This is a genomic window from Microbaculum marinum, from assembly GCF_037855135.1.
GTDB lineage: Bacteria > Pseudomonadota > Alphaproteobacteria > Rhizobiales > Tepidamorphaceae > Microbaculum > Microbaculum marinum.
Genome location: NZ_JAZHOF010000016.1, coordinates 1 through 14,785, shown reverse-complemented (window position 1 = coordinate 14,785; position 14,785 = coordinate 1). Strand labels below are relative to the sequence as shown.

The 14,785-nt window shown below is 67.9% G+C and carries 14 protein-coding genes; 4 read left to right on the top strand and 10 right to left on the bottom strand.

The features are described 5' to 3' along the window. Positions 1-502, bottom strand: a 502-nt coding sequence (locus V3328_RS26235; RefSeq protein WP_340332703.1) for a glycosyltransferase family 2 protein, incomplete at its 3' end; no start/stop codon positions are given. 24 nt (positions 503-526) lie between these two features. Next, entirely contained in the window at positions 527-1,708 is a 1,182-nt protein-coding gene (locus tag V3328_RS26230) for an NAD-dependent epimerase/dehydratase family protein (protein ID WP_340332702.1), read from the bottom strand. Positions 1,709-1,912: 204 nt separating this feature from the next. Between V3328_RS26230 and V3328_RS26225 the strand changes: the two genes are divergently transcribed. From V3328_RS26225 to V3328_RS26210, 4 genes are all read left to right on the top strand, one after another. Then, the gene (locus V3328_RS26225; RefSeq protein WP_340332701.1) at positions 1,913-2,149 is read left to right on the top strand and encodes an HP1242/YdcH family protein; all 237 of its coding nucleotides are present in this window, start codon (positions 1,913-1,915) and stop codon (positions 2,147-2,149) included. Between the two features lie 25 nt (positions 2,150-2,174). Further along, positions 2,175-3,089 (top strand): allantoinase PuuE, encoded by a 915-nt coding sequence (gene puuE / locus V3328_RS26220; protein WP_340332700.1) that lies wholly within the window; start codon positions 2,175-2,177, stop codon positions 3,087-3,089. A gap of 197 nt (positions 3,090-3,286) precedes the next feature. Continuing rightward, entirely contained in the window at positions 3,287-3,697 is a 411-nt protein-coding gene (locus tag V3328_RS26215; RefSeq protein ID WP_340332699.1) for a phasin family protein, read from the top strand. A 50-nt stretch (positions 3,698-3,747) separates the two neighbouring features. After that, positions 3,748-4,002 carry a hypothetical protein gene (locus tag V3328_RS26210; protein WP_340332698.1) on the top strand — a complete coding sequence of 85 codons (255 nt, stop codon included), beginning with the start codon at positions 3,748-3,750 and terminating at the stop codon, positions 4,000-4,002. Positions 4,003-4,037: 35 nt separating this feature from the next. On the opposite strand, the gene V3328_RS26205 is transcribed toward V3328_RS26210, so the two are convergent. The 8 genes from V3328_RS26205 to V3328_RS26170 form a co-directional block, all read right to left on the bottom strand. Next, the gene (locus V3328_RS26205) at positions 4,038-4,841 is read right to left on the bottom strand and encodes an enoyl-CoA hydratase/isomerase family protein (RefSeq protein WP_340332697.1); all 804 of its coding nucleotides are present in this window, start codon (positions 4,839-4,841) and stop codon (positions 4,038-4,040) included. A gap of 31 nt (positions 4,842-4,872) precedes the next feature. Continuing rightward, entirely contained in the window at positions 4,873-5,904 is a 1,032-nt protein-coding gene (locus V3328_RS26200; protein WP_340332696.1) for a LacI family DNA-binding transcriptional regulator, read from the bottom strand. A gap of 44 nt (positions 5,905-5,948) precedes the next feature. Then, positions 5,949-7,292, bottom strand: coding sequence for a TRAP transporter large permease (locus tag V3328_RS26195; protein ID WP_340332695.1), 1,344 nt, complete (start codon positions 7,290-7,292; stop codon positions 5,949-5,951). An 84-nt stretch (positions 7,293-7,376) separates the two neighbouring features. Continuing rightward, complete coding sequence (locus V3328_RS26190; protein ID WP_340332694.1) at positions 7,377-8,444, bottom strand: C4-dicarboxylate TRAP transporter substrate-binding protein; 1,068 nt, start codon at positions 8,442-8,444, stop codon at positions 7,377-7,379. A 15-nt stretch (positions 8,445-8,459) separates the two neighbouring features. Then, positions 8,460-8,990, bottom strand: a complete 531-nt coding sequence (locus V3328_RS26185) for a TRAP transporter small permease (RefSeq protein WP_340332693.1) — start codon at positions 8,988-8,990, stop codon at positions 8,460-8,462. A gap of 12 nt (positions 8,991-9,002) precedes the next feature. Beyond that, positions 9,003-10,775, bottom strand: coding sequence for a hydantoinase B/oxoprolinase family protein (locus V3328_RS26180; protein WP_340332692.1), 1,773 nt, complete (start codon positions 10,773-10,775; stop codon positions 9,003-9,005). 3 nt (positions 10,776-10,778) lie between these two features. Next, positions 10,779-12,836 carry a hydantoinase/oxoprolinase family protein gene (locus V3328_RS26175; RefSeq protein ID WP_340332691.1) on the bottom strand — a complete coding sequence of 686 codons (2,058 nt, stop codon included), beginning with the start codon at positions 12,834-12,836 and terminating at the stop codon, positions 10,779-10,781. A 135-nt stretch (positions 12,837-12,971) separates the two neighbouring features. Then, complete coding sequence (locus tag V3328_RS26170) at positions 12,972-14,543, bottom strand: class I adenylate-forming enzyme family protein (protein WP_340332690.1); 1,572 nt, start codon at positions 14,541-14,543, stop codon at positions 12,972-12,974. Positions 14,544-14,785: the final 242 nt, after the last annotated feature.

Below are 14,785 nucleotides of genomic sequence, written 5' to 3'. Positions count from 1 at the left end.
CCCCCCCCCCCCCCCCCCCCCCCCCCCCCCCCCCCCCCCCCCCCCCCCCCCCCACGGCCGGGCCTTCCCGGAACCGGGCGAAATGGGCCTCCAGATCGCGCACCGTGAAGGGGCTGGCGCCCGGAGACGCAACGTGGCGGCCGAAGGCGCCGGCGATATCCGGCGCCTGGTCGACGGCCGCGACCAGGCGCGCCAGCCAGGTCCCGTCGGCCGGCACCGCGTCATGCGTCAGGAAGGCGACGAATTCGCCGTCGGTCAGCGACACGCCGAGATTGCGGGTGCGGCCGTGGCCGAACTCCTGCGGCGCGATCTGCTGCAGGCGGACGCCGCTCCTCGTCTTCACGAACTCGACCGTACCGTCCCTCGAGCCGCTGTCGATCACCAGGATCTCGTAGGGCCAGGGGCAGTCCTGTTCGAGCACGCGGTCGAGCACCTGCCGGAACCCCGGTCCGGGGTCCCTGGTGGGAATGACGATCGAGGCCCTCGCGGGGGACGCCTTCATGCCTCCGGTGCTCGAATGCCGCTGTCAGAGTTCCGCGGCCCTGCGGCTGTTCCAGGCCGACCGGCAGGGGATCTTGGTGGTGTCGCAGCGCTCGGCATACCTGCCGGCGACCTCGGCGACCTCGCGCAGCAGGCCTTCCTGCAAGGTGATCGGTTCGAGACCCAGCTGCAGGAAGCGCTCGTTGCGCACGAACAGGTCGTTCTCGTCGGCTTCGCTGCGCGGATTGGCGACGTAGTCGATCGACGCGCCGGTGATGCCGGCGATCATCTCGGCGAGGTCGCGGACCCGGTGCGTCTCGGTCATCTGGTTGAGGATGTTGACGCGCTCCTTGCTCTGCGGCGGGTTCTCGATCGCCAGCTGCACGCAGCGCACCGTGTCCTGGATGTTGATGAAGGCGCGGGTCTGGCCGCCGGTGCCGTGCACCGTCAGCGGATAGCCGACGGCAGCCTGCATCAGGAAGCGGTTCAGCACCGTGCCGTAGTCGCCGTCGTAGTCGAAGCGGTTGATCAGCCGCTCGTCGAGGCGGGTCTCGGCGGTCTGCGTGCCCCAGACGATGCCCTGGTGCAGGTCCGTCACCTTGAGCCCGTCGTTCTTGTTGTAGAAGGCGAAGAACAGCTGATCCTGGGTCTTGGTCATGTGGTAGATCGAGCCGGGATTGGGCGGATACAGGATCTCCTGATCGACGAGGTCCCCGGCGTCGGTCTCCACCTTGATCTGCAGGTAGCCCTCCGGGATCTTCATGCCGGCCGAGCCGTAGCCGTAGACGCCCATGGTGCCGAGATGGACGAGATGGACATCGAGGCCGGATTCGACGATCGCCGCGCAGACGTCGTTGGTGGCCGACAGGTTGTTGCGCACCGTGTAGCGCTTGTGCCAAGCCGACTTCATCGAATAGGGCGCGGCGCGCTGCTCGGCGAAGTGGACGATCGCGTCGGGCGCCTCGTCCATGATCAGGGTCAGCAGGCGGTGGTAGTGCTCGCCGATGGTGAAGCGGTGCACGGGAATGTCCTGGCCGGAGATCTCCTTCCAGGCGGCCACGCGCTCCGACAGCGGGCGGATCGGGGTGAGCGAATCGACCTCCAGTTCGACGTCGATCTTGCGCCGCGACAGGTTGTCGACGATCGCCACCTCGTGACCGAGTTTCGACAGATGCAGCGCGGTCGGCCAGCCGCAGAAACCGTCACCGCCCAGTACGATTACCTTCATGTACCCACCTTTCGATCGACGCCTTCGCCGCAGCCGCCGCCGAAGCCCGTTGTCGTTGTTCGGGAATTCGGCATCGGCGGGTTATGCACCGAAGCGTGCCCGCGCGACAAGGCATCCCGAGCCCGTGCAAAGGCTTGATCCCGGGCCACAGCGGGTGCAAGAGCAGATCGGCAGACGAACTCCAATGAGGACACGGGCAGCGTCATGACGCACACTCCGCACGAATTGCACGAGGAATTCCCGGAATACGCCGAGAAGATTCACCAGCTGAAGACCGACAACACGCATTTCCACCGGCTGTCGGAGGAATACCACAAGCTCAACCGCGACATTCACCGCGCCGAAACCGATGTCGAGCCGACGAGCGACGAGCATCTGGAAGAGATGAAGAAGCAGCGGCTGCAGCTGAAGGACGAGATCTTCGGACTGCTGAACGCCTGATTCGGCGTCCGCGAGGCCACCGACGATGACGGATCCCGCCTATCCCCGCGACATGGTCGGCTACGGCCGCGAGGTCCCCGACGCCGACTGGCCGGCCGGCGCGCGGATCGCGGTGCAGTTCGTCATCAACTACGAGGAAGGCGGCGAGAACTGCATCCTGCACGGCGACGCCGCCTCGGAAGCGTTCCTGTCGGAAACGGTCGGCGCCGAGCCCTGGCCCGGCATGCGCCACATGAACATGGAATCCGTCTACGAATACGGCTCGCGGGCCGGGTTCTGGCGGCTGTGGCGGCTGTTCGCCTCGCGCGGCGTGCCGGTCACCGTCTACGGCGTCGCCATGGCGCTCCAGCGCAACCCGGAGGCCGTCGCGGCGATGCTGGAGGCCGACTGGGAAATCGCCAGCCACGGCTACCGCTGGATCGAGTACAGGGACTTCGAGGAGGCCGAGGAGCGGCGCCACCTCCAGGAGGCGATCCGCATCCACACCGAGACGACCGGATCGCGGCCGCTCGGCTGGTATCTCGGCCGCTGCTCGCAGAACACCCGCCGGCTCGTCATGGAGGACGGCGGCTTCCTCTACGATTCCGACTCCTACGCCGACGACCTGCCCTACTGGGTCGACGGTCCGAAGGGGCCGCATCTCGTCATCCCCTACACACTCGATGCCAACGACATGCGCTTCGCCACGCCGCAGGGCTTCAACTCGGGCGATCAGTTCCACGCCTATTTGCGCGATTCCTTCGACGTCCTATATGCGGAGGGCGCCGACAGGCCGCGGATGATGTCGATCGGCCTGCACTGCCGCCTCGCCGGCCGCCCGGGCCGCGCCGCGGCGCTGGCGCGGTTCCTCGACTACGTGCTGGAGCACGAGGACGCCTGGGTCTGCCGGCGCATCGACATCGCCCGGCACTGGCACAGGCGGCACCGGCCGGGCGGCTAGCTCGACGCGGGCCGCACGGGCCGCGGGCAGGCGCGCTGCACCGTCCGCCCTCATTCCTTCACGTTCTTCTGCGACGTTGGTCTCCAGCACGCTCCGCTTCGAACCGAACGACGGCCCAGTTGATCCGCCTCAATGCGGATGCGGGCCGACTGTGGGCGTGTTGTGTTCCAACCCGATGGACGTGGAAGGTAGACGCGATGGCCAGGGAAACCCGAAAAGCCGGACCTGCCGAGACCGGACCCGCCGGCACGGTGGCGGACGAAGCGGCGGCACGGGCCGAGGAGACCGTGGTGCAGTTGAACGAAGAGGCGTTCGACGGCATCGTCGAGATGCAGATGAGCTTCTTCGAGGCGGCGAACCGCTATGCGCAGGAAGTCTCCGAGTTCGCCGCCCGCCGCGCCAGGGCGAACATCGAGGACTTCTCGAGCCTTGCCGGGGCGAAATCGCCGCCGGAGCTGTTGCAGGCGCAGTTCGGCTATATGCGAACGATGTTCGAGGACTACTCGGCGGAGGCCAGCCGCTTGATGACGCTCACCCGGGACATCATGATGGAAAGCGGCAGGGCCGTGCGGTCGAGCTATCCGGACGAGCTGAAGAAGGCCGGATAGCCGCCCGGGATCGCCGGCCGGCGCGCGCCCCAGGGAGCGGAGTTTTCGGCATGAGCGTATTCCTGATCCATTTCGACCGGCGCGGCGCCGACGAGACCGGGCTCAGGGAACGGTTCATGCCGTTCGAACTGCAGCCCGGACTGTACATGGCCGAGTCCGACGAGACCCTGTCGAAGGTCTATCACGCGGCGAAGCGGCACCTCGCCGCGGACGCTTGGCTGTTCGTCGCGCCACTCGACCGGCAGCCGAAGTTCAAGGGCATGGCCGACGGGGCGCTCAAGTGGGCGCGCTCCCGCTTTCGCTGAAGACGCGCATCGACCTGCCCGGGGCGCGTCCGGGGCTACCGTCCCTGGAACACCGGCCGGCGCTTCTCGTTGAAGGCGTTGATGCCCTCGCGACGGTCTTCGGTGGGCGGCAGGCGGTTGTAGCAGTCGATCTCGAAATGCATTGCCGTGCGCAGGTCCATCTGGCCGCCGAACACCATCGACCGCTTGGCCTGGCGGATCGACAGCGGCGCGTTCCGGGCAATCGTCGCGGCCGTCCCGATCGCCTCCTCCATAAGCGCGTCGGGGGCGCAGATCCGGTTGACGACGCCCCACTCGAAGGCCTCCTCGGCGCTGAACGGCTTGCCGGTGTAGATGATCTCGGCGGCGCGGGCATAGCCGATGCGCCGCTGCAGGGTCTGGGTGCCGCCGCCGCCCGGCATGATGCCGATCGTCACCTCGGTGAGCGCGAACCGGGCCGAGGGAACCGCGTAGGTGAAGTCGCACAGCAGGGTCAGCTCGCAGCCGCCCGCGTAGGCGGCGCCGTTGACCGCGGCGATCACCGGGATCGGGCAGTCGAGCAGCGCCAGCATCTTGCGCTCGAACAGGGCGTGCTGGCGGTTCCAGTCGTCGTTCGACATGCCGCGCCGCTCCTTCAGGTCGACGCCGGCGCAGAACGCGCGGTCGCCGGTCCCGGTCAGGATCGCGCAGCGCCACGGCCCCGAATCCTCGCCGAGGCGCGTGAACACGTCGACCAGGTCGCGGCCCATCTGGGTGCTGATCGCGTTGCGCACCTCGGGGCGGTTGAGACGGACGACGAGGACCCCTGAGCCGGCGTCCTCCAGTTCCAGCGTCTCATAGGTTTCGAGCGCGGCAGTCATGGCGTCTCCGTAGGGTTCGGCGTTGATGGGGTCAGGCCCGCTTCGGGGGCGGCGCGATCGAGGCGCGCTGGATGAACTCGGTCGGCAGCAGCACGTGTTCGGGCGGCCCGTCCGCGTTGCCGGCCATCCGGTTGAGCAGCAGCCGCGCCGCGGTGCGCCCTATCTCGGCCTGGTCCCAGCGCATCACGCTGATGGCCGGCGTATGCAGTTCGGCGAGTTCGGAATCGCCGGCGCCGATCACCGAGATGTCGCCTGGAATGCTAAGGCCGCGAACACGGACCGCCCGCAGCACGCCGGCCAGCATGTCGATGCCGCCGGCGATGATGGCGGTCGGCACGTCGCGGCCGGTGAGCAGCGAGGAGGCGTGGCGGAAACCCTCCGTCGGCAGGAAGCTCGTCGCCCGCACCAGCGCCGGATCGACGGGAACGCCGAACGCCTCGTGGGCCTCCGTGTAGCCGCGGACGCGCTCCCGGGCGGGATAGATGATGGTGTCGCCGGTGAGCAGCACGATGCGCCGGTGGCCGAGTTCGAGCAGACGCGCCGTCGCCTCGCGCGCGTTGCCGGCGTGGTCGGCCATCACCGCGTCGGCCCAGTCTGGCCGGTCGCGGTCGACCAGCACGATCGGGGCATCGAGACTGCGCAGCAGCGACCCGAACTTCTCGTCGATCGGGGTGTAGGGGCCCAGCATGATGCCGTCCGTGCGCTGGCTGTTGAGCCTGATCAGCAGCTCGCGCTCGCGGTCCTCGCGGCCCTCCGAATTGGAGATCAGCAGCGAGAACCCGGCCTCGTCGAGCACGTCATGGGCGGCCCGCACGAAGGCGGCGAGCGAGGGGATGTTGATCTCGCGGATGATGCAGCCGACCATGTGCGTCGACTGGCGCCGCATGCTCTGGGCGACCGCGTTCGGGCGGTAGCCGAGCTCGTCGATCGCCTTCTGCACGCGGGTCCGGATGTCCGCGCGAACCGTCTGCTTCTCGTTGAGCACGCGCGACGCGGTCCCGATGGACACGCCGGCGGTTCTCGCCACGTCGCGGATCGTTATGTTGCCGCTTCGTTTCGGCATTCGGGGCCCTTGCGCAGTGCTCTCGGAAGCTCGTCGAACACTTTCTAGTTGTACATCATATCGGGAAGCCAGAGCACGAGCTCGGGAAGCGCGATCATAATGGCAAGCGTTACCACGTCCATCAGCAGGAACGGGCCGATTCCGCGAAACACGTTCTCCAGCGAGACCGAATTGCCGATCGCCGCCTTGAGCACGAAGACATTCAGCCCCACCGGGGGCGTGATCATGCCCACCTCCAGCAGCTTGACCAGAACGATCCCGAACCAGACCAGGTCGTAGCCGATCGCATCGACGATCGGAACGACGACCGGCAGCGTCAGCAGCATGATGCCGATCGGGTCCATGAACATACCGAGCAGGACGTAGCCGGCGCAGATGCCGGCGAGCACCATGATGCGGCCGCCCTCGATTCCTCCGGCCCATTCGGCCAGGTCGTTGCTCACCCCGGTGAAGGCCACGAACGACACCAGCACCTTGGAGGCGATGGCGATGGCGAAGATCATCGCCGTCTGCACGACGGTCTCGCGGACCGCTTCCCACATCGAGGTCAGGCCGATGCGGCGCCGGATCACGCCGAGCGCCAGCACCGCGACCGCACCGACCGCCGCGGCCTCCGTGGGGGTCACGACGCCCGTGTAGATGACGGTGATGATCACCAGGAAGATCAGCATGATCTGCCAGGTGCCGCCGAGGGAGCGGACCTTCTGCGACCAAGTGAACCTCTCGTCGAAGCCGGGGGCGAGCCTGGGGTTCAGTTTGACCCGTGCGGTGACCAGCAGCATGTAGGTCACGGCGGTCAGGATGCCGGGGACGATGCCGCCGATCAGCAGGCGGCCGATCGACTGTTCGGCGAAGATGCCGAAGATCACCATCAGGATGCTCGGCGGGATCAGCGCCCCGAGCGTTCCCCCGGCGGCGACCGCGCCGGCGGCAAGCCGCTGGTCGTAGCCATAGCGCAACATCTCCGGCACGGCGATCCGCCCCATCGCGGCAGCCGTCGCCAGCGATGATCCGGAGATGGCGGCGAACAGGCCGCAGGCGGCGATGCTGGCCAGCGCCAGGCCGCCCGGCAGGTTGGCGAGCCAGACCCGGGCCGTCCTGTAGGCGTCCGACGTGGCGCCCGAATAGAAGGCGAAGTTCCCCATCAGCAGGAACATCGGTATCGCCATCAGTGTGAAGCTGGCGACGAAGGAGTAGGGGTCGCGAGCCAGCATCGAAACCGTGCTGCGCCACCCGAAATCGACGTTGAAGCCGCCAAGCCGCATGGCGCCGATCGCGAACAGGCCGGCGATGCCGACCGCCAGCAGCCCGAAGGCGATCGGGACGCGAACCGCCAGCAGCACCAGCACTGCCAGTCCGGCGATCAAGGCGAGTAACGTGCCGTCCATCCGTCGGGCTTTCGATGGGAAACCGGAAACGCGGCCGGGGGCGGGTCCGATCCCGCCCCCGGCCAGTGCTATGCTGTCAGCCGGTCACCACATCTCGACCAGGCCGGCCTTCTGGCCCTCTTCGGTATATTTCTGCTCGAGCTCCCGGTAGGACTTGGCGATCGCCGCGGTGTCGGCGATGCCCTTGTTCTCCTCGGCCCACTCGGCGAAGAAGTCCGGCGACATCTCGATCCACTTCTGCCGCTCCTCGGCCGGCAGCACGCTGTACTCCATGTGCTCGGCGCCGGTGGCGTCGGCCATCGCCTTCTGCTCGGCGGTGGCGAGCTTGGAGGACTCTTCGGCGTGGCGCATTTCGGCTTCCGCCATCGTTTCGGCCATCACCGTCTTGATGTCTTCCGGCAGCGCCTCCCAGAAGTCGCGATTGATCAGTTCGAGCTGCACCGCCTGGCCGAGGCCGGCGGCGATGTAGTAGTCCGACACCTCGTTGTGGCGGATCGGCCGGGTAGTGATGACGTAGTTGGTGGAGGCGTCGACGACGCCCTTCGAGAGCGCCTCGTAGACGTCGTTCCACGGGATCGACACCGGCGCAGCGCCGGCGGCATCGAAGGCGGCCGCCTGGACGCCGCGGGCCCGGACCTTAAGGCCCTTGAGATCCTCGACGGTCTTGATCGGCTTCTTCGAGACGATGCCAGTACCGCCCGTCGTAATGACGCCGAGCGCCATGACGTTCATCTTTGCCAGTTCCTCATCGAAGACCGGATACTGGTCCATCAGGTCGTTGATGACGTTGATCGCCACGTAGGGCGACGGGCTGGTGAACGGCAGGTTGGTCATGTTCCATATCGGCATCTGGCCGGGATAGGAGACCGTGTAGATCTTGCCCATCTCGATGAGGCCGTCGCCGATGGCGCTGACGATGTCCTGATCCTTGACCAGCGAGTTGCCGAGGAACTGCTCGAACTTGACCTTGCCGTCGGTCCGCTTGGTGACCTCGTCCATGAACCAGATGGTGGCGGCCTGCGTCGGATCGCTGGCTGCCGACGGCGACGCGTATCTGATCGTGAAGTCCTGCGCCTGCGCGCCGGTGCCCGCGATCAGCGGCATGAGCGCGACCGCCGCGCCCGCAATCCATGTTCCCATTCTGTTGGTCACGATTACCTCCCTTGGTTAGCTCGTGTTTTCGATTTCTGCGGAACCGTCCTTCTCGAGCTCTGCGGCTCGAGTGCGTGAGACGGTCAGGTCGAGCGCGAGGCGCACGATGAGTGCCGCCGTGCCGACGACGGCGAGTGTCCGTGCCGGCCAGGTGACGATCTGGTTGACGCCGAGATAGGCGTCGCCGCTCTCGTAGGCTCTCAGCGCCCCCTTCGACAGGGCGTAGAGCAGGATCGCGAATCCGGCGATGCCGACCACGACGCCGAACCAGATCAGGCGCGCCCGGATGCCGGCCCGCATGTGGTCGGTGAACAGGGTGACGACCACATGTTCGCGCTTCGCCTGCGTGTAGGCGAGCGGGAGGAAGACGACGCCGACCAGCAGCATCTCGGCAATCGCCTCGACGTCCGGAACGGGCATGGAGAAGAAGAATCGGCCGAAGCTCGAGATCGCCGTCATCACCATCATCACGACGAGCGCCGCGCCGGCGATGTCGGCGAGCCCCCGGTCGAAGGCGATGAACGCGGGTCTGCGGTCCTTCGACATCGATCCGGTCCCTCAGGCCCCGCTCGCAGCAGCCAGCGTCGTGCGCCGCTCGGCGGTGGCGGCAGCGTCGACGGTCCATGTCGCGGTGTCGACGATGACGCCGTAGTGGTCGCGGGCGGACGCTTCGCTGATGTAGCCGTCGCGCAGGTCGGCAAGGACGCGCTCGGGCTCGCGGTCGAGCGGATTTCCGTAGCCGCCGCCCCCGGCCGGTCGCACCGTCACCCTGTCACCGGTGTGGACCACCTCGTATGCGCCCTTGCTCGGAATGGTATCCGGCGCGGCGTCGCCGCGTGTAACGGTCGATTCGAACCTGCCGCCTTCCAGTCCGCCGAACAGGCCCTTCGGCGATACCAGCCCGCGCTCGGCGATCACCGTCAGCGTCGCCTCGTCGTAGCCGACCGTATAGGCGCGTTCCGCCGTCAGGCCGCCGCGCCAGCGCCCGGCGCCGCCCGAATCCTGGACCAGATGCCAGCTGTCCACCCTCAGGGGCACCATGTGCTCGAGCAGTTCGACGGACTGCGAGCCGGCATTGCCGACCAGCACGCGGATCGAATTGACGCCGTCGCGCATCGGCCGGGCGCCGAAGCCGCCAGGATGCGGATCGATGTGCTGGACGTTGGTGCGCCGGAACGAGCGCGTCCGCGCCGTATCGGGGTCGACGCCGGAGAAGATCGCCGAGCAGGCCGCATCGTTGCTCTGGCCGACGACGCGGTCGGGGACCGCCTGCGCCAGCGTCGTCAGCAGCATGTCGATGACGCGCGGCGAGGTCTCCGTGTTGCCGCTGACCACCGAGGCCGGATAGGTGCAGTTCAGCAGCGTGCCTTCCGGGCAGATGATCTCGATCGGCCGGTAGCAGCCCTGGTTGATCGGGATGGTGTGGTCGGTGATCGCCTTGACGGTGAACCAGGTCGAGTTGCAGGTCACCGAGAACGGGCAGTTGATGCCGCCGCGCACCTGCTTCGCCGTGCCGGTGTAGTCGAACACCATGCGGTCGCCGTCGACGGTGATCTTCACCTTCACCGGGATCAGGTCGCCCGGCCAGCCCGGCGCCTGGACGGGCTCGATGAAGTCGCTGCCCTCGTAGACGCCGTCGGGAATGCGCTCGATCTGGGCGCGCATCAGGCGCTCCGAATAGTCGAGCGCGGCGTCCATCGCGTCGGCCATCGCCTGCGGCCCGAACTTCTCGGCCATCTCGATCAGCCGCTCGCCGCCGACATAGGTGCCGGCGTACTGGGCGTTGATGTCGAGCGTCCGGTTGTCCGGGTCGCGGGTGTTCTGGACGATCATCCTGAACAGGTCCTCGACCGGCTTGTCGTCGCGGTAGAGAATGACCGGCGGGATGCGGATGCCTTCGGCGTGGACGTCCCAGGTCACCGGCGTGAAGCTGCCGGGCGCTGTGCCGCCGATATCCACCCAGTGGCCGCGCGTCATCGTGTAGGCGATGATCTCGCCCTTGTAGAAGACCGGCCGGGTGAACTGGACGTCGGGCTGATGGTTGCCGCCGCCGAGATAGACGTCGTTGGAGATGATCACGTCGCCGGGCCGCAGGTTCTCCACGCCGATCGCCTCGACCGAGGCCTTTGTGGAGATCACCGCCGAGCCCATCATGGTCGGGATGTCGTTGCCCTGCGCGACGAGCTGCATCTTGGCGTCGAAGATCGCCGCCGAGGCGTCGCCGCCCGAATGGATGATGGGGCTGCCCGCGGTCCGCATCATCGCGACCTTCATCTCGCGGGCGACCGCATACAGGCCGTTGCGGATGACTTCGTAGGTGACGGTGTCCATGGCTCAGGCCTCTCCCACCGTGACGGTGATCGTCCCGTCGTCGCGCACGTCGAGCGCGTCGCCGCGGTAGCCGACGATGCGGGTGCTCAGTTCCTCGACCACGAACGGCCCCTCGATGCGCTCGCCGGCCTGCAGGTCCTCGCGGCGGTAGCGGGGAATGTCGGCCCAGTCGGCGCCGAGCCGGATGCGGGCGCGGCCGACCGGCCGGGTCGCGCCGCCGTTCTTCGGCTTCGGCTTGACGGTGGCGAACTGGCCGATCCTGCCGACCACCCTGACCCGCAGGTTGACGATGCGCACCGGACGGCCGGTGATGTCGAAGTTCCAGTGGCGGCGGTGATCGACGATGAAGTTCTCGGCGATCTCGCCCACGGTCGCCGCGTCGATCGTGCCCTCGGGGACGGCGACCTGCATGGTCTCGCCCTGGCCGAGATACTGGCAGTCGGCGCGCCGTTCGATGGTCACGAGGTCGCGGGAGATGCCGGCCTGGTCCATGCGTCGATAGGCGTCTTCCTCGAGCTCTGCTATCCGGGCGTTCAGCATGTCGAGGTCGACGTCGTCGACGTTCTGGACGATCGACGTCTGGAAATCGTGGACCATGTCGGCGACCAGCATGCCGAAGGCGCTGAACACGCCCGGCATCGGCGGCAGGACAACTGTAGGAATCTCGAGTTCGCGGGCCAGATCCACTGCATGAACGGGTCCGGCCCCGCCGAAGGGGATGTAGACGAAGTCGCGCGGGTCGTAGCCCCGCTCGACGGTGACCAGGCGGACCGCCTGCGCCATCAGCGCGTTGGCGACGTGGCGAACTGTGAGCGCGGCCTCCTCGATGCTGACGCCGAGCGGCTCGGCGAGATGGGTACGGATCGCGGTTTCCGCCGCCTCGGTGTCGAGCGCGAAATCGCCGCCCAGGAAGCTGCCGGGATCGACGTAGCCGAGCACCAGGTTGCAGTCGGTCACCGTCGGCCTCGTGCCGCCGCGCCCGTAGCAGGCCGGGCCGGGATCGGCGCCGGCGCTTTCCGGGCCGATCCGCACGCCGCCGCCCTCGTCGATCCATGCGATCGAGCCGCCGCCCGCCCCGATCGAGATGATGTCGATGTTGGGGCAGCGCACCGTGTAGCTGCGGATCTCGGTGGTGTTGCGGATCTCTGGCTTGTGCTCGCGGATCAGCGAGACGTCGAAGCTGGTGCCGCCCATGTCGCCGGTGATCGCGTTCGACACGCCGATGCGCTCGCACAGGCGGGCCGTCGCCGTGACGCCGCCGGCGGGACCCGACTCCAGCAGCGTCACCGGCCGCTCGCTGACCGCCTCCGGCGGCGTCAGGCCGCCGTTCGACTGCATGAAGTAGATATCTCCCCGAACCCCCACCTCCCGCGCATTGCGGGTGAAGGTGGTGGCGTACTGGCCGCAGCGCGGGCCGAGGATCGCGTTGACCACGGTCGTGCAGGTCCGCTCGTACTCCATGATCTCCGGATTGACCTCGATCGACCCGGTCACGAAGGCATCGTTGATGCGGCGGCGGATGTGCTCGAGGGCGGCGCGCTCGTGGGCGTCGTTGACCGGCGAGTTGATCAGGCAGACCGCGATCGCCTCGACGCCTTCGGCCTTCAGGTCGTCGAGGCAGGCGTCGAGCCCGGCCTCGTCCAGCTCGCGCTCTACGGCGCCGTCGTAGCGGATGCGCTCGTCGACCTCGCGGCGCAGGTACCGCGGCACGAGCTGCGGCGGGGCCTCGAAGAACAGGTCGTAGAGATCGGCGCGATCGTGCCGCCAGGCCCGCCGGATCTCGAGGATGTCCCGGAAGCCCCTGGTGGTGATCAGGCCGGTCCTGGCGCCCTTGCCCTCGATGATCATGTTGGTGGCGATCGTCGTGCCGTGGCCGACGAAGCCGACGGCATCGGCCTGCGAGCCGCTGATCTCCAGGATCGTCCTGAGGCCGTTCAGCGCCCCGACCGCGGGGTCGCTCGGCGTCGTCGGCACCTTGGTCGACCACACTTCGCCCGACTGGTCATCAAGCAGCACGACGTCGGTGAACGTACCCCCGACATCGATCCCCAACCGACGCATGCGTCCTCCTGGTGCCTACCCTGAATACTGTTCTTGCGTTTCGGTCCGGGTCGCCGCCGGCACCCCGGCTCCGGGGCGGCCGTCCCGCCGATCGGTGAAACGTTTCACAAAATTATCCGCGGCAGGCTCGACATGTCAACTCCCGGATGCCGCGTTGTCGCGTCCAACCAGCTGCGGATAGCGGCCGTCGACGAGTACGAAGCTTTCCAGGATCGTCTCGATGATCCGCCGGCGAACGATCTTTCCCATCGCATTGCGGGCGATTTCCGGCACATCGACGAACAGGCGGGGCCGCTTGTAGCCGGTCATCGCGTCGATCCGCGGCTTCAGCGTCTCGCGCCAGTCGTCAGGCGCACCCGCCGCCACGGCGGTGATGACCTCCCCCCAGTACGACGACGGCAGGCCGACCACGACGATCTCGCCCGTGTCGAGGCCGGGGCGCAGGGCGCTTTCCACCTCCTCCGGAGTGACCCGGTATCCGCCGGTCTTGATCATGTCGGATTCCCGCCCGACCAGGTGCAGGCGTCCCTCGCGGTCGACGAATCCGAGATCGCCGGTGCGGTGGAAGCCGTCCGGCGGCTGCTCCTCGACGCCCGCTTCCGTCAGCGTGGCGGCGAGCATGTGCGGGCTGCGCAGCAGGACGTGGCCGATCTCTCCCGCGCCCGGGCCCGCCGCCACCTCCGCCTCGCCTTCGGTTTCCCCATCGGGCTCGATGACGACCTCGACGCCGCTGGCCGGCCAGCCGACGCAGATCGACGTTCCGGCCTCCGGCGAATCATACCAGCGGTCGGTCTCCTCTGGGGTCAGGACGGTGATCGGATTGAACATTTCCGTCTTGCCGTAGGTGAGTCGGACCACCGGCCCGAAAATCGCGCGGGCGCGGCGGTAGACCTCCGGCAGCAGCGGAGCCGTGCCGCAGAAGATCGCCCGGATTCCCGGCACCGACCGGCCCTCCAGGAACGACACGAGCCTTGCGAGCACCGTCGGCGGCGCAAAGATCTGGTCGACCTCCCCCGCGAGGATCGTCGGCACGACCTCGTCCTCGCGCACGCCGTCGACGAGCCGGACAGCCGCACCGCCGTCGAGAAAGGCCTGCGTCAGCAGCGAACTGCCGTGCGAATAGGGCGTCATCAGCAGGACCCGCCGGCCAGGCTCCGCGGCGACCGGGAGCGTCGCACGCATCAGCATGTTGGCGACCCATCTGCCGCCCTGGGAATGGACGATCCCCTTGGGCTTTCCGGTGGTGCCGGAGGTGAACAGGATCCGGCCCCAGCCGCTGCGCGGCACCGGCACGGCGGGGAGCGCGGCGAGCGCCGTCGTGCCGATGTCCTCGACGAGGAGAGCCGGCGCGCCGACCTCGGCCAGCCTGTCGACAGTGCCCGCGGTTGCCAGGACGAGCCGGGCGCCCGACAGGTTCAGGCAATAGGCGATGTCGCCTGCCGACAGCGCCGGATTGACCGGCGCCTCGGCCGCACCGCACAGCGAGATCCCGTAGCTGGCGGCAACGGCGTGGCGCGAGTTCTCCACGACGCTCGCCACCACGTCGCCGCGACCGATGCCCCGCTCGGTCAGGGCGGCGGCGACGCCGGCGGCGCGGTCCAGCAGGTTGGCGAAGGTGATCGCGCCGTAGCGGTCGACGACGGCCGTCCGATCCGCGTATCGCTGCGCCAGCGGCAGCCATTCGGATTTCCAGCTGATCTCGGTCATCGCTCTCCCGGACGAACGTCTTGTTGTGCACGCAGATCAGGCCGCAACCGCCCGCCCCAGCTATGAGCGACGTTCGCGGCAGCTGTGATGAAACGTTATATTGACCTTGGCGACGATCGCACATTACGGTTGGGCGAACAAGCGAGAGGGAGGATCATGAGCGCCGGCGCACCGCTGGAGGGGATCACGGTAGTTGAGCTGGGCCACAGCGTTGCGGCGCCGTATGCGGGGCTTGTGCTGGC